The 26,379-nt window shown below is 37.7% G+C and carries 19 protein-coding genes; 6 read left to right on the top strand and 13 right to left on the bottom strand.

The window, feature by feature from the left end; genetic code table 11:
• The first annotated feature begins 219 nt into the window (after window positions 1-219).
• Together IPI15_RS01925 and IPI15_RS01920 are read left to right on the top strand one after the other, a co-directional pair.
• Window positions 220-3,588 carry a methylmalonyl-CoA mutase family protein gene (locus IPI15_RS01925; RefSeq protein WP_287419018.1) on the top strand — a complete coding sequence of 1,123 codons (3,369 nt, stop codon included), beginning with the start codon at window positions 220-222 and terminating at the stop codon, window positions 3,586-3,588.
• 808 nt (window positions 3,589-4,396) lie between these two features.
• Entirely contained in the window at window positions 4,397-5,425 is a 1,029-nt protein-coding gene (locus IPI15_RS01920; protein ID WP_287402882.1) for a hypothetical protein, read from the top strand.
• Between the two features lie 114 nt (window positions 5,426-5,539).
• Here the strand turns inward: IPI15_RS01920 and IPI15_RS01915 are convergent, their stop codons facing one another.
• The 11 genes from IPI15_RS01915 to IPI15_RS01865 form a co-directional block, all read right to left on the bottom strand.
• On the bottom strand, window positions 5,540-6,196 hold the full coding sequence (locus IPI15_RS01915; RefSeq protein WP_287402881.1) for a response regulator transcription factor: 657 nt from the start codon (window positions 6,194-6,196) through the stop codon (window positions 5,540-5,542).
• 32 nt (window positions 6,197-6,228) lie between these two features.
• Window positions 6,229-7,194, bottom strand: a complete 966-nt coding sequence (locus tag IPI15_RS01910) for an isoaspartyl peptidase/L-asparaginase family protein (protein WP_287419016.1) — start codon at window positions 7,192-7,194, stop codon at window positions 6,229-6,231.
• Window positions 7,195-7,230: 36 nt separating this feature from the next.
• A complete protein-coding gene (locus IPI15_RS01905; protein ID WP_287419014.1) occupies window positions 7,231-9,258 on the bottom strand; it encodes an OmpA family protein in 2,028 nt (675 codons plus the stop codon).
• Between the two features lie 17 nt (window positions 9,259-9,275).
• Window positions 9,276-10,274, bottom strand: a complete 999-nt coding sequence (locus IPI15_RS01900) for a PorP/SprF family type IX secretion system membrane protein (RefSeq protein WP_287402877.1) — start codon at window positions 10,272-10,274, stop codon at window positions 9,276-9,278.
• Between the two features lie 91 nt (window positions 10,275-10,365).
• Complete coding sequence (locus IPI15_RS01895) at window positions 10,366-11,796, bottom strand: carboxylesterase family protein (protein ID WP_287402875.1); 1,431 nt, start codon at window positions 11,794-11,796, stop codon at window positions 10,366-10,368.
• Between the two features lie 40 nt (window positions 11,797-11,836).
• Window positions 11,837-12,766 carry a ribose-phosphate pyrophosphokinase gene (locus IPI15_RS01890; RefSeq protein ID WP_287403058.1) on the bottom strand — a complete coding sequence of 310 codons (930 nt, stop codon included), beginning with the start codon at window positions 12,764-12,766 and terminating at the stop codon, window positions 11,837-11,839.
• A 78-nt stretch (window positions 12,767-12,844) separates the two neighbouring features.
• The gene (lnt, locus tag IPI15_RS01885) at window positions 12,845-14,581 is read right to left on the bottom strand and encodes an apolipoprotein N-acyltransferase (protein WP_287419012.1); all 1,737 of its coding nucleotides are present in this window, start codon (window positions 14,579-14,581) and stop codon (window positions 12,845-12,847) included.
• Between the two features lie 580 nt (window positions 14,582-15,161).
• Window positions 15,162-15,539, bottom strand: coding sequence for a hypothetical protein (locus IPI15_RS01880; protein WP_287402873.1), 378 nt, complete (start codon window positions 15,537-15,539; stop codon window positions 15,162-15,164).
• A gap of 154 nt (window positions 15,540-15,693) precedes the next feature.
• Window positions 15,694-16,731 carry a hemin-degrading factor gene (locus IPI15_RS01875; RefSeq protein ID WP_287402871.1) on the bottom strand — a complete coding sequence of 346 codons (1,038 nt, stop codon included), beginning with the start codon at window positions 16,729-16,731 and terminating at the stop codon, window positions 15,694-15,696.
• A 248-nt stretch (window positions 16,732-16,979) separates the two neighbouring features.
• Window positions 16,980-19,379 (bottom strand): penicillin acylase family protein, encoded by a 2,400-nt coding sequence (locus IPI15_RS01870; RefSeq protein ID WP_287419010.1) that lies wholly within the window; start codon window positions 19,377-19,379, stop codon window positions 16,980-16,982.
• Window positions 19,380-20,109: 730 nt separating this feature from the next.
• On the bottom strand, window positions 20,110-21,090 hold the full coding sequence (locus IPI15_RS01865) for an ion channel (RefSeq protein WP_287419008.1): 981 nt from the start codon (window positions 21,088-21,090) through the stop codon (window positions 20,110-20,112).
• 300 nt (window positions 21,091-21,390) lie between these two features.
• On the opposite strand from IPI15_RS01865, the gene IPI15_RS01860 reads away from it, so the two are divergent.
• Genes IPI15_RS01860 through IPI15_RS01845 form a run of 4 tightly spaced genes read left to right on the top strand, consistent with a single transcriptional unit; the run spans window position 21,391 to window position 24,803 of the window.
• On the top strand, window positions 21,391-21,750 hold the full coding sequence (locus IPI15_RS01860) for a DUF6794 domain-containing protein (RefSeq protein ID WP_287419006.1): 360 nt from the start codon (window positions 21,391-21,393) through the stop codon (window positions 21,748-21,750).
• A 50-nt stretch (window positions 21,751-21,800) separates the two neighbouring features.
• The gene (locus IPI15_RS01855; RefSeq protein ID WP_287402864.1) at window positions 21,801-22,499 is read left to right on the top strand and encodes a DUF4956 domain-containing protein; all 699 of its coding nucleotides are present in this window, start codon (window positions 21,801-21,803) and stop codon (window positions 22,497-22,499) included.
• A 32-nt stretch (window positions 22,500-22,531) separates the two neighbouring features.
• Window positions 22,532-23,518, top strand: a complete 987-nt coding sequence (locus IPI15_RS01850) for an HlyD family secretion protein (RefSeq protein WP_287419005.1) — start codon at window positions 22,532-22,534, stop codon at window positions 23,516-23,518.
• 7 nt (window positions 23,519-23,525) lie between these two features.
• Window positions 23,526-24,803 carry a hypothetical protein gene (locus IPI15_RS01845; RefSeq protein ID WP_287419003.1) on the top strand — a complete coding sequence of 426 codons (1,278 nt, stop codon included), beginning with the start codon at window positions 23,526-23,528 and terminating at the stop codon, window positions 24,801-24,803.
• Window positions 24,804-24,944: 141 nt separating this feature from the next.
• On the opposite strand, the gene IPI15_RS01840 is transcribed toward IPI15_RS01845, so the two are convergent.
• On the bottom strand, window positions 24,945-25,862 hold the full coding sequence (locus IPI15_RS01840) for a glycosyltransferase family 2 protein (RefSeq protein ID WP_287419002.1): 918 nt from the start codon (window positions 25,860-25,862) through the stop codon (window positions 24,945-24,947).
• Window positions 25,862-26,323 carry an SsrA-binding protein SmpB gene (smpB, locus tag IPI15_RS01835; protein WP_287402858.1) on the bottom strand — a complete coding sequence of 154 codons (462 nt, stop codon included), beginning with the start codon at window positions 26,321-26,323 and terminating at the stop codon, window positions 25,862-25,864. The genes IPI15_RS01840 and smpB overlap by 1 nt, the downstream gene beginning before the upstream one ends.
• Window positions 26,324-26,379: the final 56 nt, after the last annotated feature.

Below are 26,379 nucleotides of genomic sequence, written 5' to 3'. Positions count from 1 at the left end.
CATGGATATACCGATTTGCATGACGAATGGTCGCAATTATATGATGGATTGATTTATTGTAAGTTGAAAATCAAGTTTTATTATTTTTAATTAAAACTTATGATTCCGCCTTACATTGCTTTTGAGTCCCTATTTCTTATATTTGCCCAAAATCTTAAAGCTCCGTTCTTATTGTAAATATTACATTAAGTCGACTTTTAAAGACTACAAAGCGTATACATGTCTATAGAAACCATACCATACCAACCCACCCACAAGATCCGCATCGTCACTGCAGCTTCGTTATTTGATGGCCATGACGCTGCGATTAATATTATGCGCAGGATCCTTCAGGCATCAGGCGCAGAGATCATTCACCTTGGCCACAACAGAACGGCCGACGAGATCGTCAATACTGCCATCCAGGAAGACGTTCAGGGTATCGCCATCACTTCATACCAGGGTGGACACAATGAGTTTTTCAAGTACATCTACGACCTACTTAAAGAAAGAAATTCAGGGCATATCAAACTTTTCGGAGGTGGAGGTGGTACCATTCTTCCTGAAGAAATAGCTGACCTCCATGCATATGGTATCGCTCGAATTTATGCACCAGATGATGGTCGTGCGATGGGTCTGCAAGGGATGATCAACGATCTATTGAGAAAATGTGATTATGAAATCGGTAAATCATTAAACAATGAAATTGACCATCTCAACATCCAGCACCCACATAATATCGCAAGACTCATTACAGCAGCCGAAAACTATCCGGAGTTGCATCAGGATCTATTCGACAAATTGCATGACAGAGCTGCAGAAACAAAGATTCCAGTTCTCGGTATTACAGGCACCGGTGGTGCAGGAAAATCAAGTCTCATCGACGAACTCATTCGCCGATTCCTCATGGAATACAAAGGAAAAACACTGGGAATTATTTCTGTAGATCCAAGTAAAAGAAAAACAGGTGGCGCACTGCTTGGTGACCGAATTCGAATGAATGCAGTCAACAAATCCAATGTTTACATGCGTTCCATGGCGACCAGACAATCCAATCTTGCTCTTTCTAAGCAGGTTAAAAACGCATTGGATATCCTGAAGACCGCAGGATTCGACATGATAATCCTCGAGACGAGTGGCATTGGGCAATCTGATACAGAGATCACTGATCATTCTGACATTTCTTTGTATGTCATGACACCTGAGTTTGGCGCACCTAGTCAGTTGGAAAAGATTGACATGCTTGACTTTGCGGATGTCATCTCCATCAACAAATTTGATAAAAGAGGCGCTGTTGATGCACTCCGTGATGTTCGCAAGCAATATCAGCGCAATCATCAGCGATGGCATGATCCTCTCGAAGAAATGCCTGTTTTCGGCACCATTGCTTCACAATTCAATGATCCGGGCACAAATGCACTTTACAGAAAGATCTTGGATCTAGTAAGTATAAAAGCAGATGGGAAATTCGCCAGCCAAATGGAACTCGAATATGGCGATTCAGAAAAACAATACATCATACCACCTTCAAGAGTAAGATACCTTTCAGAAATAACAGAAGAAAGTCGCAAATACAATGCCTGGACTGCATCTCAAGCCGAAATAGCAGGTCAGGTCCAGTCCATTCAGACTACGATTGATCTATTAAAAAATAATGAAACGCTTGTCGGATCTTTAAAATCTTCATTAGCAGAAATAAGTAACAAACTCACCAAAGAAAATGAAGAAATTCTTACTTCATGGCCTGCTAAAAAAGCAAACTATGAAGGAGAATATTTCTCTTACTTCGTTCGTGGTAAAGAAATAAAATTAAAAACAACCACTCAATCCCTATCACACATTTCCATACCGAAAGTTTCCCTACCGAAATATCACAGCTGGCAAGATCTGCTAAGATGGATATTGATGGAAAATGTCCCTGGAGAATTCCCTTTCACAGCAGGAGTTTTTCCTTTTAAACGAAAGGAAGAAGATCCAACAAGGATGTTTGCAGGAGAAGGTCATCCAGAAAGGACTAATAGGCGATTCCACTATGTTAGTATCGGAATGCCTGCCAATAGGTTGTCTACAGCTTTTGACTCTGTTACTTTATATGGTGAAGATCCAGATTACAGACCAGATATCTATGGTAAAATTGGCAATTCAGGGGTTTCGGTTTGTTGCCTCGATGATGCCAAAAAATTGTACTCAGGTTTTGACCTTTGCGATCCAAGAACTTCCGTGAGTATGACCATAAACGGTCCTGCAGCGACGATTTGCGCCTATTTTATGAATGCGGCCATCGATCAGCAATGCGAAAAATACATCACTGAAAATCAACTTGAAAATCTTGTCGAACAAAAACTTAAGGACACGTACGATGTCAAAGGAATCGAAAGACCGACTTATAAAGGAGATATACCTGAAGGAAATAATGGCTTAGGTCTGATGTTACTTGGGCTTACAGGCGATAAAGTATTACCAGCGGATGTGTATGAAGAGATAAAAGAGCGCGCCTTAAATTCCGTCAGGGGTACTGTCCAAGCTGATATCTTGAAAGAAGATCAGGCGCAAAATACGTGTATTTTTTCAACAGAATTTTCTTTGAGATTGATGGGTGATCTTCAATCATATTTCATCGATCATAAAATAAATAATTTTTATTCTGTGTCGATCTCAGGTTATCACATAGCTGAGGCGGGCGCCAATCCTATATCACAGCTTGCCTTTACATTGTCCAATGGATTTACCTATGTAGAATACTATCTGTCACGAGGCATGGACATTAATGATTTTGCAAAAAATCTATCCTTCTTCTTTAGCAATGGAGTCGATCCTGAATATGCTGTCATAGGACGTGTAGCAAGAAGAATCTGGGCAAAGGCTATGAAACTCAAGTATGGTGCGGATGAACGTGCTCAGAAATTAAAATACCATATTCAGACTTCAGGTAGATCATTGCATGCACAAGAGATCTCATTCAACGATATTCGTACCACACTTCAGGCACTTTATGCCATTTATGATAATTGTAATTCATTGCATACGAATGCTTATGATGAAGCAATAACCACTCCAACAGAAGAATCTGTTCGTCGCGCGATGGCCATTCAACTGATCATCAATCACGAATTAGGTCTTGCTAAAAATGAAAATCCAACTCAAGGATCATTTATCATAGAAGAATTAACTGACCTTGTAGAAGAAGCTGTAATGCTGGAATTTGACCGCATTACTGAACGTGGTGGCGTATTAGGAGCTATGGAGACAGGTTACCAAAGAGGTAAGATCCAGGATGAAAGTTTGTATTACGAAACACTAAAACATACCGGAGAATTACCATTGATCGGAGTCAATACATTCCTATCAGATGATGGCAGCCCAACAGTCTTGCCAAAAGAAGTGATCCGTGCAACAGAAGCAGAAAAAGAATTCCAGATCAATACTTTAAAGCAATTAAATGAAGTTAATAGTCATTTGATCGAAGATGGCCTTAAAAAATTACAGGAAGCCGCCATTGCAAATAAAAACCTATTTCATGAATTAATGGAAGTCGGCAAATATTGTTCTTTGGGACAGATCACGCATGCGCTTTTTGAGGTGGGTGGACAATATAGGAGGAATATGTAGCGGTAATTATTAGTAGTTAATTGTTAATTGTTAATTGTTACTTCTGCTTTTTTATAGCAGGCGTTAAGAGTGTTGAATAGTATCGCAAATGTATTAATGCCCAGTGACTTTTGAACCCCGAAGGCGATGACATTATTATATTATAAATACTCTGACAGAATCAAAACCCCGAAAGCGGTGACATTTTGAAATGATGAATTTAGAGAGTTGGATGTTGGATGTTGGCCAACAAAAGGATGAAAGCCCAAATATTTTTGAACCCCGAAGGCCGTGACATTATTATAATATATATCCTGTGAAGGAATAAAAACCCCGAAGGCGGTGACATTTTGAAATAATGAATTTCGAGAGTTGAATGTTGGATGTTGGCCAACAAAAGTATGAAAGCCCAAAGATTTTAGAACCCCGAAGGCGGTGACATTACTATAATATATATCCTGTGAAGGAATAAAAACCCCGAAGGCGGTGACATTTTGAAATAATGAATTTAGAGAGTTGGAAGTTGGATGTTAGCCAACAAAAGTATGAAAGCCCAAATACTTTTGAACCCCGAAGGCGGCGACATTATTATAATATATATCTTGTGAAGGAATCAAAACCCCGAAGGCCGTGACATTTTGAAATGATGAATTTTGGACGTCGAATGCTGAAATGGTGAGTATCGAATAATAAAAGGCAAACGGATGACATTTCCCCATAAAAACTTGACTCAAAATTTCACAATAACCTTTTATTTTTTTCTCCATTTAAATCCGAAATAAAATTGAGTTCGTAGGTATGGAAGTTTATACAATAAAATAAAATACTTATGAAATTTAGAAAAAATGCAAAAATGATGATGTACGGTGCTTTGGCACTAAGTCTAACCGCTTCAGTTACCTCATGTAAAGAGGATGACGATGTAGTAAAAAGTCAAAAAACTTATATTTACACATCTAACAATGCAGATGGTAATATTAATTATTATGACGTCACCGACCTTTCAAATGTCATTGCAACAAATATAGTGACTCCCTCAGTAGCTGCAGATGGCATATTTTATGACGCTTCATCTGATGCTGTCGTTCAAGCTTCCAGGACAACGTTTGGCTTAGAGGGGATTATTAATGTATCTTCATTATCAAGTGGCGCCAGTGGTGTAACAGGAATAGTTGGAACATTGGACATGAAAAGCCCTAGAGAGACGGCAGTAATTGGCAATACTTATGTAGTAGCAGACAATGCTGATGCCGATGGCAATACAGCAACAGCAGATGGAAAATTATACATTTATACGAAAAGCGGAAACACATTCTCCTTGAGAAATGTAATTACAACCGATTTCAAATTGTGGGGAATTACATTTATAGGTAATGATCTTTATGCAGTAGTTGATGCTGATAATGAAATCGCAGTTTATACTAACTTCTTATCGAATACATCCAATACTACACTCTCAGCAACAAAAAGAGTAGAAGTAGAAGGCATCGTCAGGACTCATGGTCTAACATATGATGGAACCACGATGATCATGACTGATATAGGGAATGCAATGAATACAACAGATGATGGAGGATTCCACATTATCAAGGACTTTTTGACTAAATTCAATGGAGCTTCTAACGGAGGTATGATTACATTAGCACAACAAACAAGAGTTTCAGGAGCTGCTACTCTACTTGGAAATCCTGTTGATGTGGCATATGATAGTTCAAAAGATATCGCTTACATAGCTGAAGCCGGCAATGGCGGTGGAAGTTTGTTGATATTCAATGGCGCTACAAAAGGAGGAAATTTAAATCCAACTGTTAACATACCTTTGAAATCTGCATCTGCAGTATTTTTGGTAAAGAAATAATTGACCTGATCTTAAAATAATAGGCTCCTTCAAGGAGATATACCTAGAAATAATTGTACTTAAAGAGAGAATTGATTAATCTAATCAGTTCTCTCTTTTTATTTTTTTAATAGTCTACTTGTTGTAATCTACAGAATCCAGGAAGCTAATCAACTCTATTGTATTACTAACTCCAAGTTTGTGCAGCATATTCTTTCGGTGAGTCTTAATAGTATGCACCGATCTAAACAATAATTGGGCGATGTCTGTGGATGATTTTCCTTCGATGACCAACTCCATAATTTTTTTCTCCTGAATAGTTAGTTTTTGAAGTAGGTAGTAAGGATTATCCTTTTTAGTTACCTGCACGGTCATTTCATTACTTTGGTGCAAACTTATGTCCGGTCCGATATAAACATCTCCTTTTGTAAGCGTTTCGATAGCAATTCTGAAGTCATTCAGACTGCAATTTCTGGAAATTATACCATCAACTAACTTATTTGAGAATAATCCTTTGGCAGTTTTAGAATTGATGATCTCAGGAATTAAAAGGACGTGTGATTCTTGTTTAAGTGACTTAAGATTTTTGAGTATATCTTCAAACTGAATATTATCAAGACATGCCTGACCTACAATAATTAAATCAATATTAGAAGGAAGATCAACATTTGAGCTGTGAGTTGATATAAAAATATTGGATAAGGGTGCGATTTTGTTTTGAACCAGCTGGTTTTGAATTCCTTGGGCGAACAATTCGCTTCCATCAATGATTACTACACTTAATTTTTCCATGCGAAAGTCCTAAATGAGTTGTATGCCACACACTAAATTTTATGCGCTGCTTCAAATACTTTATTGATAGTGTTACTTGTTTTTGCATAGGTGAAATTTGGATGAATGGCATATGCACCTGTCTCTCCTTTTTTATTAATTGCGATCATTCCAACCTGAAGATCTTTGTAATTGGGTGTTTTAGCCAGTAACCGTTCAATAGCTATTTCGCAAGCTTTTTGCGGAGATTTTTTATTTCTCATTAATTCTACTGCTAGAAAAGAAGACAAATTTTTCAAAACAACCTCTCCTAACCCAGTGCAGACAGCAGCACCATATTCATTGTCCACATAGAGGCCGGCTCCGATCACCGGTGAATCTCCTACCCTACCATGCATCTTATATGCCAGACCACTTGTAGTGCAGGCACCTGAAAGGTCACCATTGCTATCGATGGCCAACATCCCTATCGTATCGTGATTCTCAATATTTATTACCGGTTTATAATCGGAAGTCTCCAACCATTTCTGCCATTCTTTTTTGGATTTCTCAGTTAGTAGATCGGTTTTTTTAAAACCCTGATCCAGCGCAAATTGCAATGCACCTTCACCTGTTAAAATAACATGAGGGGTATTTTCCATTACTTTTCTGGCAACACTTATCGGGTGGACAATATGTTCTATAGCAGTGACACTGCCGGCATTGCCCTTTTCATCCATGATACATGCATCCAATGTGACCCTCCCATCTCTGTCAGGCGCTCCACCTAATCCAACTGAAGAATTTGATGCATCAGCTTCCGGAACCATTACTCCTTGTTCGACAGCATCCAGCGCTCTTCCACCTTTACTCAATATTTTCCAGGCATCTTGATTTGCTGCAAGTCCGAAATCCCAAGTGGAAATTACAACAGGTTTTTCAGTTTTTTTATTCATCGAACTTAAATCCAAATTATTCAGACCTAAAGTACTCAAACCCATAGCAATGCTTGAGTTTTTGATAAACTTTCTCCTTTCCATCAGATTTGAATATTTTGAATAAAATAATTTTGACAATTATTTTGCCTTAGTTTCGAGCGTCTTGGTATCTATGACCTTACCTCTTTCTTTTGTAATTTGTTTTTTGATCTCGATGCTGGTGGGGCCTGAAATGATTTTGAACTCGGTACGTCTGTTAAAACGATGTTCCTCCTCAGTGCACTTGGCATCATTGACACAATTATTAAGCAACATAGTTTCTCCATATCCTACAGCCTGAATTCTGGCGGTATCAATACCTTTATCTACTAAATAGTTTTTAGCTGATTCAGCCCTTCGTTGAGATAGCTTCTGGTTAAATTCATCATTACCACGTGAATCCGTGTGTGAAGATAATTCAATAACCATAGTTGGATACTGGATCATCAACTCATTTAGATAATCAAGATCAGGCTTAGATGCTTTGAGGATCTTAGCATCATTGTAGTCATAATAAATACTATTCAGTCTAATCGGCTGGTTCGTACTAATTACCTCTATCTCCGGCTTTGGTACAAGATTGATCTTTACAACAAAAGCTGTATCCACCTTTATATCTGTTGTCTTAACATAAGTTGAATCAGGGAAATAGCCAAGTTTAGCGACTTTTATAAAGTAGCCTTTATTGATTTCTAATTCATATGAAAATTTATAATTATTGTCATTGCCTTCAGTCATATTAGTTTCAGGCTTGAATTGCTCTCCTATGGTTAAATTACCTCCTCTTAAAGGCTTATTTTCATCCAGAACATATACGTCGAGGTCTATGACAGGTTTTGACTTTTGAAAAGTAAAGATGTCATCACAACACGTTTTACCTCTCAATGAAGTTGTCCCTACTCTATTCGATACTAAAAAGCCTTCATATCCTTCTTCATCCACCACATATCCCATGTCATCAGCCGGAGAATTGTAACCAAAACCCATGTTGACAGGAAGTGACCATGAGGTACCATTCCATTCAGTAGAATAAAGATCAAGTCCTCCAAAGCTTGGCAATCCATCACTGGCGAATACCAATCTTCCATCCTTGTAAAACGGAGTTATTTCGTCAGCTGGCGTATTGATCATCGAACCCAGATTGACTGGTGAGTCAAAAACTCCAGTAGAAAGCTTTGTTGCATAATACAAGTCGAATCCTCCTGTTCCACCTGGTGCATCAGAAGAGAAAAATAAAACATCCCTGCCGTATAATTCTCCCGGCATCGGATGTTTAACGATGGATGAGTCAGGAAGCCCTTTTACAATGGCAGGATCTGACCAACCATTGCCATCGCGAACGCAATAATAAACTCTAGAAGTAGCTACTTCTTCGCCATTGAATGTCACTTTGGTAACATACATGACTTGATCTTGCATGGATATCGCGACATTGCCGAGGGCGGGACTTGAGGCTGTCAGCATTGCACTAACCTCGACTGGCTTAGCCCAAGCCATTTCTTTATCTCTTTGAGATTTTAATAATTTAACAAGATATACTTTCCCTGGATCTGCACCATTCTCTAAAGCAGTAGATGTATAATACAATTCATTTTCAAATATAAATGGAGAATATTCGCCACTTTTAGAATTGATCTTTGGACCTGCAGAAGTTACTGCAACCTGATTGATAGTGGAATCAGTCTGAACTGCTAATAATATCCCTTTCAGTTCCAGAATAGCTAAAGATGACCATTTTTCATCATCAGAGTCTTTAACTTTTCTTAGTACTTCAGCAGCTTCCCCATATTTATCATTCATCTTAAGCATACGTCCATATTTGAACATTGCTTCCATGTTATTACCTGATTTATCGGCATCTACGATCCTTTTATATAAGGTCTCTGCTTTAGCATAATCTCTCAATTTATTGTTGAGATCTGCCATCAGGGGAATCATAGATTTATCTCTCTTTTTCTTATAAGCTTCCTCTAACTCATCTAACTGGCTGGCATAATTATTGGTTTCAGAATATTCTGATGCTTTTTCCAAATGAGCCTGATAAGGAATTGTTGTCAAAGGCTGAGCAAGTAGTGCTCCTCCAAATACCAACATAGGTATACATATAATAATGGTTAAAACCTTCATGAATGTTTTTTTAAACTTTAGATTCTTGGACATAAAATTACGGGGTTGTCTTTTGGCTTTTTGTAAATCATGAAAATATGACTCACTGATAGTTCAAAGCCGCCTGTAGGTTTGATAGCGTTCAAGGTGATATCATAAGATATACCTATTTTTGTGTTCTTAATATCCATTCCTGCAAGAAGTTGGACCGCATCTCCAAACCTGTATCCCACTCCACCAATGATTCGATTGCCCTTTAAGCTATTTAATTTATAACCTCCGGCGATTTGAAGGGCGATATCTCTTTGGCCTGCCATCGTGCTGACATATAATGCAGGTATTATGTCAATTTTCTCTGCAATAGGTGCATCAGCCGTACCATATATATTAAAGCGCATTGGCATTCGGCTTGCACTTGATGTGACCAAGCCATATTTCGGTTTGTTTATATGCATGACGGCAAAGCCCATCTTTACTACACCACCTTCCTGAAGTCCTAGGGTATATTGCAGACCTGCGTTAATGTCCCCATAATTTACTTTCTGATCATTGATGCTCATGAGATCTGTTGATGGCACAGGATTGTTGATCCCATCTTCGAATAAGATCTTATTTTTATCACTTACAGATCTTGCGACCAGACCATAAGAGGCTCCAATGGTTATTGAGGATGTTAAATCCTTATTCAAACCGATGTGATATGCCGCTGAACCGGTAAAATTTGAGGTTTTCAAACCTGCAGCTCCTGCCTGATCCTGAAGAAATGTTAATCCTACACCTACCCAATGATTAGCTCTAAATCCTTTTATGATGGGCGCATCTACATAAACGGAAGGCGTGACATATACATGTGAAAGATTATAGTTTTGATCCCGTATGATACCACCAGCTCTGAAGGTACCTAGATAATCCCCTGTTTTAGCCGGATTCAAGGTAATCGGTGCATCATAGAATCTGGTAAAGTGAATATCTTGTCCAATCAGATTGGTCCATGATAGACAGATGCACAATAAAAATGGTAAACTTTTTAAATTCATAAAAGTCATTTGCCTGTTTAGAATTAGAAACGGGATAAAAATAGGTAAATTTATGGTTTAGAAATAAAAAATATCAATAGATTAGAATAAGCTATTGAATTATAATCCTTTGCGATGCAATATAAGATGGTCCGATCAACTTAATTATAAAGAATCCTTTTCCATAAGCAGTCATATCCATAGTTTCAATATCCGAATTTGTATCAACCGATTTTCTTGACAGCATATGTCCACTCATATCTAAAACCTCTATAATGAGACGATCCTTATTATCTGATACTTTAACTTGAATGACGTTTTGAACTGGATTCGGATAAATTTCAAAGCTCAAATCGTTGACGGTTTTATTCGACGATAAACAATCACTGGCCGACCCAATTTGCTTTGCAAAAAAAGTAGCGAGAGATTTTGTCCGAACAAATATATCATCGACTGCATGACCTGTTAATCCGGGAAATAAACCCTGAAGCAAGCAATCTGCATAGTTCTCTGTAAATTCTGCATTGAAAGTAGGCATCGTAACTCCGTTAGCTTCATTATTTACAATTAAGTTTCTAATGCCTCCATTGCCATATACTTCCGGAACATTCTTAAGATAGTTACAACCTGAGTATTGGACAGCGCATGCAGATAGCCCTGCCATGACCTTACTACGTCCAAAAGGAACAATTAGATCATTCGGCTGCGCATACATATATAATGCAGGGAGCGGATAAGTATTGTCTTGTGAGGCTAAGAAGTCATTCATAATTCCACCGAAAAATGAAGCTACACCTTTAATTCTGTAATTATTGTTTTCCAAATGAATAGTTCCTTGAATTCCTCCTAAATCAGGCCTCCGAAGATCCATCATTCCGATTGGAAAGGCTTCAGGTGGCACACAAGCATTTTGATATTGCATAGCGGGAGCAGAAACCTCAGCTATTTCTTTTGTCAACTCACTTCTTTCTGATTCATCATCCAGATAAGCACTTGCCATTGTTATGAATCCTCCGGCACTTTCTCCAATTAAAAAAACATTGTTCGGGTCAATATTAAATTGGTCTTTGTTGGAAATCATGTACCTAATGGCGCCCCTGCAATCCTGCATACCACGATAGTTGCCACGATACCATTCAGCACTGTCTGCCATATTAAGGCAACCCCAATCCTGAACAGCACATGTGATGTATTCTTCCGTTTGAAACATGCCAAGCCGGTAATTGATAGCCACAGCTACATATCCTTTTTTAGCGAATTCTTTCATCCACAACTGGATGTCATATTCTTCTTTATTTCCTGCAAGAAAGGAACCTCCATGCACCACCAGGACAAGTGGTCGACCACATTCAGGAATAGTATCATTTATGGGAAATGCAATATCGCAGCGCAATGCCTGTTCTTTTCCGGTGTAATCGATGGCATAACCATAGACAGAATCCTTGTGTATTTCAATATCGTATTCCGAATCAACCCAAGGCTGTGAAATGGCAGTTTGAACAAAAAATATTGTTAGGAAGAAGAAAAGACCATTTTTCAACATAGTATTCAATTTTATAAATGTAGAAAAAAGTCATGCTTAATTACTCTACAAACAATGCAGAGATAGATCTATGTTCGTGAGTATTGCGAATCGCTCTGGCAAATAATTTTGCTGTGGAAAGCACTCTTATTTTGGAAGACTTTTGTTTTAGAGGTATAGTATCAGTCACGATCAATTCAAGTAAGTTTGAATTCTCAATAGTTTCATAAGCCTTACCGGATAAGACCGGATGCGTGCATAGTGCACGAACACTCTTAGCACCTTTTGCTAATAATGCGTCGGCAGCTTTACACAAAGTACCGGCAGTGTCCACTAAGTCATCTACCAGAATCACATCAGCACCTTCCACCTCTCCAATGACCGTCATCCCAGCTACTTCATTCGCTTTTTCACGATATTTATCACAAATTACAAGGTCTTTTTTGAAGTATTTAGCATACACTCTTGCCCTCTTAACTCCCCCTACATCAGGCGAAGCGAACTTTACATCAGCAAGATCAAGACTTTGGATATAGGGCATGAAGATCGCCTCAGATTTCAAGTGATCCACAGGAATATCAAAAAATCCCTGAATTTGTTCAGCATGCAGATCCATTGTCATCACACGATCAGCGCCTGACGCCTGAAGAATATTGGCGATCATTTTAGCGGAAATCGGGACTCTTGGCTTGTCTTTTCTGTCCTGACGGGCATATCCAAAATATGGTATTACGGCAGTGATGTAACCTGCTGAAGCGCGCTTTGCAGCGTCCATAAACAATAGTAGTTCGAACAAATTATCCGATGGCGGAAAAGTAGATTGTATGAAAAAGACATAAGCTCCACGGACTGATTCATTGATCACAGTTTGAATTTCTCCGTCACTGAATCTGCTGATAGTCCTCGAGCCAAGCGGCTGACCATAATAGTCACTGATTTTTTCAGAAAGATATTCTGATGCTGCACACGAAAACAATTTAACTTCAACCATGGACTCCGGATTAGGATGCGTTTTATATATCACGATTCAAAGGTAAAAATTTACTTCTTTTAACAACTATATATAAGGTCAAAGTTTTCGACTACGTGGCATAAAAGAAAAAATAATCAGTCCCAACGTCATTAACCCAATTAAATATACAATGTAATCACCCCATTTACTGTAAAGCGTTTTGCTTTCATTGTAATATACCTTGTCCCGGATCACAGCATCCACTTCATATTCCGTCTCCATTCTGGTATCACCTCGTTGATTAATAAAACACGAAGTACCTGTATTGGCAGATCTTACGATGTCTTTTCTATTTTCAATAGCCCTTAATCTTCCGATGGCCAAATGCTGTAAATGCCCGGGTGTGTTGTCCCACCAACCATCATTAGTTACAATGGCAAGCAATCCTGCGCCTTTATCGACATATCCGCTGACCCAACCGCCATATATGCTTTCATAACAGATAATAGGTGCAATCGACTTATTCCCAAAAGTGAAATTGGATGGAGCATCTTGTGGAGCAAAGCCTTCATAAGTTCCCCCTAGCTTTTTAACCAAAGGTTTAAGAAATGGAAGCACATGCTTAAAAGGAAATAATTCGGCACCGGGAACAAACTTTGATTTATGGTATTCCTGAATTTTTGAACTATCTTTTTCCAGCATCAGCGCTGCATTGTATAATTCATAGTACATTTCGCCCTGCGCTCTTACCGTAGAACGATCAGGTCTTTCCCGAAAAGTATGGTAACCTCCTATTCCAGCTAGAATATGTGCATTTGGTGCTTGTCCAAATAAGGTATGAAGTTTCTGAATCGCGGGATTGGTGCCATAAGGGTCATCCAAATTAACTGGATCGAATACTGTTTCAGGATATATAATCAGATCCGTTTTATCATCGATATTTGATTGCGAAAGCGCCATGATCTTTTCTATTTGCACCTCTTCAGGAATGTCAAACTTCTTATAGTGAGGCTCATAATTTGGTTGGATGATAGTTACATCGACTGCTTCACCTTTTTCTTTATACCCAAAATACATTAAAATGGAGATCAGACATGGTATGATCAGCACAGCAGCGCTGATTCCCACCCATTTCCTCTTATCGGAAGGTATCGCAAATATCGCAGTAAAAATAACAATATTTAAGATCCAGATCCACAATGAACCTCCGAAATAGCCCGTGTATTCATACCATTGTATCAATGGATATGCAGTAGCCATGCTATTCCCAAGCGTCAACCAAGGCCATGAAATATCCCAAAAGGAATGAATATATTCAAACATGATCCAGCATCCTGCAAGTAGAAAATATTTCCAGATACCGGATTTATTATGTGTTAATTTATGATATACCAGCCATGGAAGAGTCATCAGCAGCGCATTAGCTACATTGGCGACCATGCCTGCGAAATAAGCTGTATTGGCAACCCAGAAGGTTGTTAGTAAGTTCCATAACCAAAAACCAAAGAAAAGATATTTGAAAAGGAGACCTGTTTTTGCTTTTTTGAAATGGCCAATCATTTCTTTTTCGACCATCATCAAGGGAATAAATCCAACGATCATACCCACAAATAGAGGGCTTGGCGGAAAACCAATAGTGAGCAGGACCCCTGAAAACAAAGAGAGTTTTAACCATCTCTGGTGCATTGAATCCTTTGCGATTGCTTTAAAACTTAATTGCAGCACAATAGCGAATATGCTACCGTAATTAAAAAGTGGAATAAATCCCCATAGTGGCCGGTGCATCATCATATAGGAGGTTATGGCCAATACAAGAGCACTCACAAACAAGCCTAAGGCGCGCATTTTATTCATATAGCCAAAGATAGGAGAATTGATAAAACTGGAAAGTAAAATTTTATGTGGGATGTGTATTAAATGTGAAAAGGCAATCAGTAATCAGTAATCAGTAATCAGTAATCAGTAATCAGTAATCAGTAATCAGTAATCAGTAATCAGTAATCAGTAATCAGTAATCAAAATAATTAGTCAGGGAACGTATTCAAAATTACATAATCAATAATTATTCTGGAAAAGAAAAAAATTATAATGACTTTTCAGTCTTCGCGTTCAATAGCCCATGACTTTAGTTAGGGAAAAAAATCCAATAACAAAATAACAAAAAGGCCTGAAAGGTCGCCTCCCTCAAGCGAATTGCGAAAGCTTTTCGCGAATTGAGTAATACCAAAATATTTTTTGGTCTCACTTAAATTTGCGATAAGTACAATACCTACAGGATAGGGTCGCCTTAAAATAAAATTTCAAAATGGTTACTGTAAGGACATGTCGCGACCTGTCCCTACAGTAACCATTTTGAAATTCTCGCTTTCCAACATAAACAGTTCGACCCTCAAATTCTCACCTCCTCACCTCCTCACCTTCTCACCCCTTAACCTCACTTATACACCAACCTCATACTCTTTCTCCAAAAAGCACCGTTCAATGCCGCCAGACCGCCAAGCAATCCACCTATCAAAAGTGTGATGATGATCAACCCAACTTTAGACCCATTAATTGGAAGTAAATAAGCAACTCTTTCCAGGATGGAACTTCCCACTTTACTTGATAAAATTATAACCAGAAAACCCCAATAAATAATAATACTAAAAGCACCCATCAAAAATGCGTGAAATTGGGTGATCTTAAAGAAGAAGCCTAGAAGCAAAGGAGCGATAATGATGAGCCACCACGGTCCGACATAGGTAAAGAGCGATGTGAGCACAAAGGTGATCGCGAAGAATGCCAGAAATTTGAAAAAAGGATTTTGCTTCATTTTATAAATTATTTACTCAAGCTTATTTGTTGATAATTAATTAGTTGAATTAATTTATAATCTTATTAATTTATCTAATTTATTTCATTTGCTGCTCACATACATCGGAGCTTCATTCTAATTTCTAATTTCTAATTTCTAATTTCGTATCTATTTACCCATAAACCTCCACCAACTTCCGCCACTCCTGCAATTCCTCTACTCCCGGCTTTCTCTTCCCAAAGACCTGAAGTATTTGTTCACCATGGCTGTTAAAACATTCTACTGAAGTGACAAAGCCATCCAATGTCGGTTTTCTCACAATCCAACACTGATCGATTGAACTTTCTATCAGATGCAGATTAAACTCCGGATCCAGCACATTCAACCATTCATTATGATCCACCAAGCTATTAATCCGCCCCGTAAAAATCTGCAATGCGCCTTTATTTGCCACAAAAATCATGATTGGAAGCTGTGTTTTGACGGCATCTTTCAATACGTTTCGGAGTGTTTTTTCTTCTACTCTGACAGCATAACCTCCGACTGGAGCCAACCTAAGCGCCTGAGTTCTGGTCAGATTGTATTTATAAATCATTGGGAAGAATTCATGCGTATCACGTAAGGATATCCATTCATGTCGGAATCCTTCCACATCAATAAGCGCATCGCTAATTTCAGCTTCCTTTTCAGGTTTTGGAGCGATTATCCCTTCCCATTGCTGAGATGGTGACTTGAATTCATCCACCAGCAAGTGAAAATGCTCCACATTGCTTTTATCATTCAGAAAAATCTTGTGCATGGCCTCTCCTTCCTTGCTGAAAAACTGAAGACTGCATTTCAATCTATCTTCTGTCTGCTCCATCGAGGCAAAAGCATATGCCCAGTGATTAAAAAATATCCGAAGGTCGATCGCCTCCCCTACAAAAACTCCTACAAGCGCTTTGTCAAGAATACCATTTGCATAATATCCCTTTCGCTCCATTACGCAGTCATCATTGCGAGTCAGTGCCATGACATAACCCAGACCAACTGCACGTATTAATATTTCATTAAACTCAGGTCTCAAAATAGTAACTTCTCTTCCCAGTTGAGTGATTAGTAATTCCAGTTCAGATACACCTATGATGGAAGCAGCTGACCTGATCCTTAGACCCGGTTGCTCCGATCGGAGGCTGTCCCATTTTTCTTTCAATAATAGTGTATCATCCATGAATTGTTCGAAGCAGTTGGTTTACTTGCAAAGTTGCAATTATTTATTAAAAAACTCAAGCTTATCATCAGTAATCAGTAATCAGTAATCAGTAATCAGTAATCGAAAAGTCCAATATTATAAGAAGAGTTCTATCTATTCTAAAATTTCTATATTCACTATGAAGAATAGTCATCTTATTTCCACAATGGAGCTATCAGCCAATAGCTAATAGCTGGTAGCCAATAGCCAATAACGATAACCGCAACTTACGGTTCAAACGTTATCGCCCTAAGTATCCTCTTGCTCGCAGCCTCATCTGCTCGCATAAACCATAGTTTAAAATACTCACCCGCAGCCCAGGTACTTACTCCTGTATCATAATAAGGACTGCCGGGATGACCGGATTGGCCGCCAGGGTATACACCGTAAGCTTCGATGGTATCAGTCAGAGATATGATCATTTTCCAGGACGGGCCATGGCTTTTCTTAGTTGCATTTACGATACCTTCTCCACCGCCTACATTGAGTTCAAGCCTGCTCAGCGACGTCATGTTCTGTTTCACATCGATCAAATGAGGAATGCATGTTCCTTTGTGCAGACCCCATTTCAATTTATTTTCCTTTTTCATTTGATTTAGTGCAGGCAAAATAGAAACAAAGCTTGTCTTTAATTGATCCGCAAATGTTTCTTTCTGAGGTGTAAAAATATTATCCACACATTTAAAATTCTTATTTTTCATAAGGTCCTGCACTATGGTGTTATGCTCCGGCATAAGTCCTATAACTGACTTTTTAAGCTCATCCCCCCAGATATTGTATTCCAATGAGTCCATGAGTGTCTGATAAATAGTAGCTCCTTCAGATTCAGCATCATTGAGTTTATCCCAGTTTTTCAATAATTTAAGCCACTCTTTTTCTTCTCCTGATAGGGACATACTGTCCAATGTCTCAAATATCAACGGGAGAATTTGATGTGCTCTCGTATTAAAATTATCGTTTTGGAGGTTCATCATATCCTGCACCGTGGCTTTACGCAACCCTCTCAATATACTGTTGATCCGGTACCCCCGCTCATATATATAATCACCACCTAAATAGTACGGATATCCAATTGGATCGGTCGGAAGTTGATTGGCACTGCTAACGAAACCTCTCTTTGGGTTTTTCATTGTCAACATTTGTTCGGCGGGAATCATACCTTGCCACTCATAAGTGCTGTCCTTGCCATCCATTAAAAACTCGCCTTGATATTTCCATTTAGCAGGAAATGTTCCTTGTTGGGTGATGGCAATATCTCCCGATTTTGAAGCAAATATCAAGTTTTGTCCAGGGCAAGAAAAAGAAGCAATCGCATCCCTGTAATCATCATAATTTTTAGCTTTCATCAGGCGAAGAAAAGGAAGCAGATCATTGGATGCATCATGCGCCTTCCAACGAACTGCATAGTAAGTAGATTGATTTGCTCTGGGTTTTCCACCACGAAAACCTCTCCAATTATCATCATAGATGACTGGTCCAAAATGGGTGTAAACTACTGTATCTATCTGGGTATTAGCACCTTTAATGATAAACTTTTCAACTCTTTTAGTAGTTGGGACATACTTGCCATTGTATAGATATTGATCATGAGATCTATCCTTATAAGTTATTTTGTAATAGTCAAGGACATCGCGCATAGCATTTGTAGAACCAAATGCAATATCCTGGTTAAAACCAATCACTATACCGGGTGAACCGGGCAATGAAACTCCATAACATGAATTGGTCGGGGTAGTCAACTGAATCTCATACCAAATGGAAGGAAGACCTAGCTTGAGATGCGGATCATTGCACAAGATTGGTTTTCCGGTAGCTGTTTTAGTCCCATCCAGTGCCCAGTTATTACTTCCATTATCCTTATCAGGCTTGTCAGTCACAATTGGATCAGGCATATCAGGATGAAAATATGCTGAGGTTGTATCCATTTTGCTAATAGGAAATCCTTTGGAAAATGGTGGCCTTAGATCTTTGGGTATAATAGGATCTAATGAATCTTCTCTATTCGGATACATGAGGTCAAACACTTCTTTTCCCATGGTGGCGAGGACAGCTGTCTTTTCAAAATCATCGTCATAAGCAGCAAGATCCTTGGCCATATATTTGGTCAATAAAGATGTTTTTAGATTAGACCATGCCTCAGGTTTGTAATCCAGCAACTTATATTCTATAGGGTAATCCTTTTCTGAAAGTGAATTTATATAGGCATTAACACCAGCAGTATATGCATCCATAGCATTAATAGAAGTTGTATCCTTCTCCATCTCTCTTAGACCAATCTCTGCACTGTAGGTGATGCCCAATCGCCTATTTGCTTTATCCAACGGCATTGCCTTGGCTCCGACTATTTCACTGATGCGACCTGCTGCAAAATGTGTTTGGAACTCCATCTGCCAGAGTCGATCCTTAGCATGAAGATAGCCTTGAACATAAAAAGCATCATTGTCGCTTTCTGCAAAAACGTGTGGAACCATTCTTTCGTCAAAATATACTTGTACTTTTTTACTAAGCCCGAATAGGTCTATCGTCATTTTATCCGGCATAGAACACAGTTCCGGATCTTCCAGATAACCGTGTGTAGGACTCAGTAATTTGCCCAGAGGTGGTGTCGCACCCCATTTTTTATTCAATAAAAAAATTAGGGAAATCAAAATAAGCGAAGTAGCAATGGAACCCAGATATCTCATCAAAATATATTAAAATTCATTTTTCAAATGTAAGCAAGTTTTTAGAATAGTAAGATAGTATTAGAGTGGATCAGTATTAGAGTTATTAGAGTTAACCAGTTTGATAGTATTAGAGTAGATTAGTATTGGAGTTGAGAAGTCAAGTTTCAATTTGGCTATAATATTGATTATCAATGATATAAAATTTATATATTTTGAATATAACTATATATCTTACTAATTATCATATATTTAAACTGAATCGTAGTTTTATCTATTTTTTTAATTCTATGTATTTGCGATACACTACCAATGAATTTCTCCCGTCGCCTCTGTACTTTTTTGGGCCAGCTTATGATTTCTAATTTTTACTTTCTAATTTTAATTACGGACAAGGGAAAGCCACAGCCTTGTTATCTTGCTACCACTTTGTTATATAGTGTTAATCATATACAGTAATAAAATATGATACTTATATTGGCATACTTTGCCAAGTATTGCGGACAAGGGCAAGCCTTTTCCCTACCATCATGATATTTAAGATAAAACTATAACACTATCTACTATAATATTCTTCATCTATTCCGTATTTTCAAAGATGGACTGTGTGGACAGGTCTCGACCTATCCCTACAGCCCATCTTTGAAAATACTTCTATACTTCCATACTTCCATACTGGTTAACTATTATACTATCATACTTTTACCCTTTCAAAATCACTCAATTTATCCAGCATCAAAATCGTCCGCTTTCCATCATCTGATCTTTTGTACATCATATCAAACTTTGCTCCGTAGACGATTTGATCAAATGTATATGAGATTCTGGTCACTACTTGATTAGAATAAAGGTGATCAAACGCCTTAAAATTGAGAATCACTTCCCCATGAAGATTTTCAAAATCTTCTTTTGTTAAACTGAAAAGGGGGCTTGTTTCATCGATGTGATGAACAATAGTCCAATTAGTTGACAACATACTCACTTTGGACATTTCAACCTTGAGTGTATAAAATTTTAATGCCATACTACCATTTTCTTCTTGTTGAGGCATCATTAAAGTAAATGCCACTTCCGGATCTATGAAGAAATTGCCTTTATTAGGACAAATTCTTACCATCAATCCCCTTCCATCCTTGTATGGTGCAACCAATGCTTTTTTGGCAAATGCCAGATTGGCTATTGGCATAGAAAACTTTGTAAATAATAATCCGGTGAATAAAGCAATACTCATAAAACCAACAATGGCTTCAATAGATGATATCCACCCTGCTGTGATAGTCATCGGATTGAGCCTACCATAACCCAGACCACTAAACGTCTGAATGCTGAAAAAGATAGCGTCCTCGAATCTTTCTGCTGAGGTAACTCCTACAGCTCCGGCGATCTGATGGGTTCCAACCAAATAATAGATAAAAGCAAAAAAGATATTCAAAATGAAAATAGTCAATAAAAGTACCCCTATAAATTTCATTCCAGATATCTCCAAAAGGCTGTGATAATACCCATCAAAAGTGTGCCTGCGTCCTTCAACAGTGATATTTGGCTTCCCATTGGGCAATATCATTCTATCGCCCATAGCCGAACCATTATTACCAAAACCGGTGTCCGTTTCTGTTCTTCCGTTTATCCGTTTGGAATTGGCCATTCTGCTGAACATTCCCTTATGACTTTTCATTTGTTATTTTGATTATAAAATAAAGATAGAGTTTGAGAATCAGATTATGAATAAATTTAAGCGACTGAATCGAAAACCATCCTGAATACCACAAAATTTATTATATGTTTACATCGTTATCTTGACAACCATGAAAACAATGAACAGATTTATTTTGGCATTCTGCCTATGTGCTATTTTAGCAACAACTTTTGATTCTCACAGGTCGTATCTAATATTCCGGTAGATTCAGCTCAGATCAAAGAATATGAGCGTCGGACCAAGCTTACCAGGATAGATGGAAAATATATTCCGAAGGATTTGAACGATGCTTTGATGGAATTGGACAAGATCATGGAGGAAGGTGCAAAGAAACGGTTTCAAGCTTATTCCGAAGAAGATGCGCGCACTAAAACCCATTTTTCTTTTGGAAAATATATAAATGCCAGATGGTCTATTCAGGAGGGAAGCCGCCTCACAGCATGGTTTCAAAAATGCAAGATCTACAACTTTGACGACATGATTGACTGTGTCATCACGGCTTACCACAGAAAGTTAAATGACAAACCTATTCAATTTGAAGAGCTAGCGAACTATTATTATAAAAAGCAAATGGCAGTTACCGAAAAATTGAAAAAAGAGAAGGAATTAAGGGATTCTAAGAAAAGAAAGAAGAAGTAGTCAATATTTTTTAAAAAAGCATAAAAAGGTTATACATTACAACCGATTTTATGCAAGAATTCCTTTCGTTATACTCTAATATTGAAAATCCTACCTTTGAAATGGTAGTGTTTACATATTTGTTAGCATTCCTTCTATCTGTATTGATAGCAGCTACCTATGCCAACACCACACCCAACAATATTAAAACCACTAATTTTATCCAGGCACTTATTCTTAGCGCCCTGATCTCTGCTACTGTAGTTCAATCAACTAATAATAGTATATCTGCAGGTGTTGGTTTATTAGGTGCATTGACGATCATCCAATTCAGGAGTACATTTAGGGATCCAAGAGATGTTATATTCATCTTCGCCTCAGTAAGCGCAGGCATTTCATGTGGTTCATTTGTTTTCATACCAGCTGTTATAGGATCTGTAGGGTTTTGCCTGGTCGCATTTATGTTGCGTTTTACTCCTTTCACTTTGGGTAATCATGTCATCTGGGAATTAAAAATAAGGACCAATGACGAACCCTTAAAAATTAAAATCGCAGAACAAATAATAGAGGAATACGCAAAAAAATGGTCAACGGACGGTTTGAAAAATGACAACAATAAGTTGGATGCTACGCCATTTTTGGAGATCGATTATATTGTTGTTCTTAAAGATGATGCCAAATATAAAATGCTTCTTGAAAGTTTCGAAAAAAAAGGAATTTCAGTAAGAAGATTTTACAAACAAAATTCAGACTTTACAACCAATAATTAATAAGAGCAAACCACCCCATCTATTGCTATAATATGAAAGTAAATATCTTATACATTTTCTGGGTTATCGCACTTGTTGCTTTCATATTAATCTTCCGAAATCTACAAACCCAAAGTGCTGGTCAGCTATTTGGTATTGCTGATACAGAAGGGCTAATGTTAAAATTGGACTACAGAGCTCGAGTCAAAAAATGTTATGTTATCGTTGGCCAACAAGTCATAACTGGCGATACGCTTATGATCTTCGAAGATGCTACAATAGCAAAAAGAAAACTAACAGAGAATACTGCTTCAAATCAGATTAAGGTGGAACAATTAGCCAAAAATAATTCACTCAATAGGGAAATCAGGCTTTTCGAACAAACGCAGCAGGCCCAAATCACAGAAATAGAAGGCGAAATAAAAATCCTTCAAAACGAGATTGAAGTTCAAAATACTTTAAAAAAAGCAATCTCTGATAAAGAAACATCAAACAATAGTCTCAAGCATCAGGAGATTAAGGGCTTACAGGATGATATCGAACAAATTAAATTACAAACCAAAGCACAACTAAATCTTTTCAGAACAGAAAAGATAAATAACATAAATATCTCAGGTTCCAGAACACAGGAGATGCTCAATGCGCTGCGTTTCATCGATGATGAAAGTAACAAATTAGTCCTACTTGCCCCTTATGATGGTTTTATAGAGGGTGTATATGCATCAGAGAACGAGGTGATGACAGATTTCAAGGACTTAATAAAAATCAACCCCAAAGAACCAAACAAGATCACCGGATTTATCCATGAATCAATAAATATAGCATATAATCTGGGCGATACACTGCAGTTAATTTCTACTACCAGACCTAATGTGACCGCTCGTGCTCAATTGGTTGGTGTTAGTCATAAGCTTGTAGAATTGCCTTTTCGTTTGCGAAAATATGCAGAAATAAAAGCCTGGGGAAGAGAGATCTACATAAATCTACCTCCAGAAAATGGCTTTCTAATTGGGGAAAAGGTGATGATACAAATGCATTAAAACGACAATGAAATATTTTATTTTTATAATAATTATTTTCTATTTATCTACTTCAGTGCCGGCACAGGGCATTCATATTGAAAGTATTATTCATACTGCTGATGCGGATAGCAAATTATTAGTAAATCAACGCACCACCGAATTCATAAATCAGCAAAATTTTAGCCTTCCATTGATACGGGAGGCAGAAATAAGACTCGGAATAAATGGCAATGCTACTCCAAATCAACTCGATGGATATCTTAGGAATGAAGATTACTATGCTATTAAAATTTCACCCAATAGTCTTAGAGAGCGAAAATACCAACGCGCATTAAAACCTGCACAGGCCGATCTTTATAAAAGCAATGATCACATGTTCATGCAAGAAGCCATCTTCGAAAGATATCAAAGCATTGTTAAGCTTTATTATGCAGAGATATTTATAAAGGAAAAGTCAAAACTTCAACCATTTTTGGTTAAGAAATCAGCATTATTAAATGAAATGCTTGATCAGGGATTAGATATAAAATTCAAAGATGTCGTAGATGTTGAATATGATAAAAACGATCTGTTAAGCAGCTTATTTGAATACTCCAATATTGTCAACGAAGAACATGAGAGAATAAAAGGATTTTTAAATGTAAGCGATTCTATATTTGTAGATTTTGATCATTTTATTAGTTCAGATGAAATACGCACCATAATTTTGACAGTGGATACAAGCAACGTAGTTTTATCTCCTGAAGTTATTTATACAAAATACAAAGCTCAATTATCTATGGCTGAGCTAAACTATCAAAAAAGTAGAAACAAACAAATATTCAGTTTTTTTCAGGCAGGATATAGCCCGGTAGTTGTTTCAGAAGAGGCAAAAACAAAATTTAATCCCAGCAATGACCTTACATTCAGATTCGGCGTAAACGTCCCCATTGGAGCCAACAATAATCTGAGAAGAAGTGAAGCTGCAATAAAATTGTATGAGGATAAAAATGATGCACAGCTCACGAGAGAAAAGTATAAAGCTGATATCATGCTTCAACGCACGAAGATCTTACAACTAATAGATGCAAAGGACCAATGGCAGAAAATGTTTGACAATAATCTTATACTCAAATTGCTAAAAAACGAATCACTCAAAGATCAAATCACACCTTTGGAAATAATGGATATGGAAATATCTGTAATCAAACTTAGATTGCAAGGACTCAAACTAGATGACAAAATTGCTAATGAGTATATAGAATTGATGTCTATAATCGGTGCGCTGAATGATACGGCGAGGAATTATTTGACTAGAGATTAGATCGTAGATAACGGTAATCGGTAATAAATTACTGCAATAAAGTGGTACAATAATTCTTTCTTCTGAATGCAGTTCATTATGCCCAGAAATTTTAAAATTCAAGCGATGATGAGATTTCGTCTTTCAATTACCAATTTTCAATTAATTCTTCTCCCTTACCACATACAACGGCCTATTCAACAAGTTCTGATTCATACGACTCAGATATTCACCGATAATGCCTATGGCGATCATTTGGACACCGCCAATGAATAAAATGCTGATTAATAGGGATCCCCAACCGGGAACGAAGCTTTTTATGACATAAATACTGTAAAGCACAAATAGTGTGGCAAAGAAGGCAAATACACTCACTATGACTCCAAAATAGGTCACCAACTTCAATGGTGCATTAGAAAAAGAAGTAATTCCATCAAGCGCAAGACGCAACATTTTTCGAAAATCATAACCTGTTTCACCTGCATGTCTTGCTTCTCTGTCATATTCAACATATGTTTGTTCGAAGCCGGCCCAGGCGATCTGCCCACGTAGAAACTTATTTTTCTCAGGCATCTGACGGATCACATCCAATACTTTTTTATCAAACAATCTGAAATCACCACTATCCAAAGGGATCTCTATCGTCGTCAATCGGGAAAGTATTCTATAAAAAATTTTGGCCGTCCATGTCTTGAAAATTGATTCTCCCTGGCGGGTTTTTCTCTTGGCATAAACCACTTCATATCCAGACATCATCTTGTCTAGCATGACACGAATCAGTTCAGGTGGATCTTGCAGGTCAGCATCTATGATGCAAACTATATCCCCTTTGGCATAATCCAAACCTGCACTGACTGCGATCTGATGCCCAAAATTTCTACTTAGATCAATAAACCGTATGCTATCGTAGTTTTTAGAAAAAGATTTCATCAATGTTAAAGACCCATCTTTGCTACCATCATTGATAAAGATAATTTCAAATGGAATTAATAGAGACTCTAAAACCTTACGACTCCTCTCAAAAAAGAGACTTAAATTTTTTTCCTCATTATAAACGGGAACGATGAGGGATAACAACATTATTTTATGGTTTTAATACGATCCATTTCTCTCCTGTTGTCCTTCTCCTTAATCGTGGCGCGCTTATCATATAATTTTTTACCCTGTGCCAAAGCAATTTCCAACTTAGCGAAACCTCTCTCACTGATGAATAATCGCACAGGGATAAGTGTAAATCCTTTTTCAGTTAATTTACGATCGATCTTCTTGATCTCTATTTTATTCAATAAAAGTTTACGTTCACGACGTGCATCGTGATTGTAATAGGACCCTTGAGAATATTCAGAAATGAATAAATTCTTCACAAATATCTCTCCTCCTCTCATATAACAAAATGCATCGGAAAGGTTGGCAGCACCCTCACGGATGGCTTTGATCTCTGTGCCGCGAAGTATCATTCCCGCTTCATAGCGTTGCAACAGGTAAAACTCGAAGGAAGCTTTCCTGTTTTTAATCTCAATAGTTTTTACTTTCTCTGCCATATAGGTGTAAAATAAGGAAATGCGAAGTTATGTGTTAATTGTTAATTTTTAATTAT

It is taken from the genome of Candidatus Brachybacter algidus (assembly GCF_016707225.1).
GTDB lineage: Bacteria > Bacteroidota > Bacteroidia > Chitinophagales > Saprospiraceae > Parvibacillus > Parvibacillus algidus.
The sequence above is the reverse complement of the archived record's forward strand: the minus strand, read 5'-3'. Positions and strand labels throughout refer to the sequence as shown.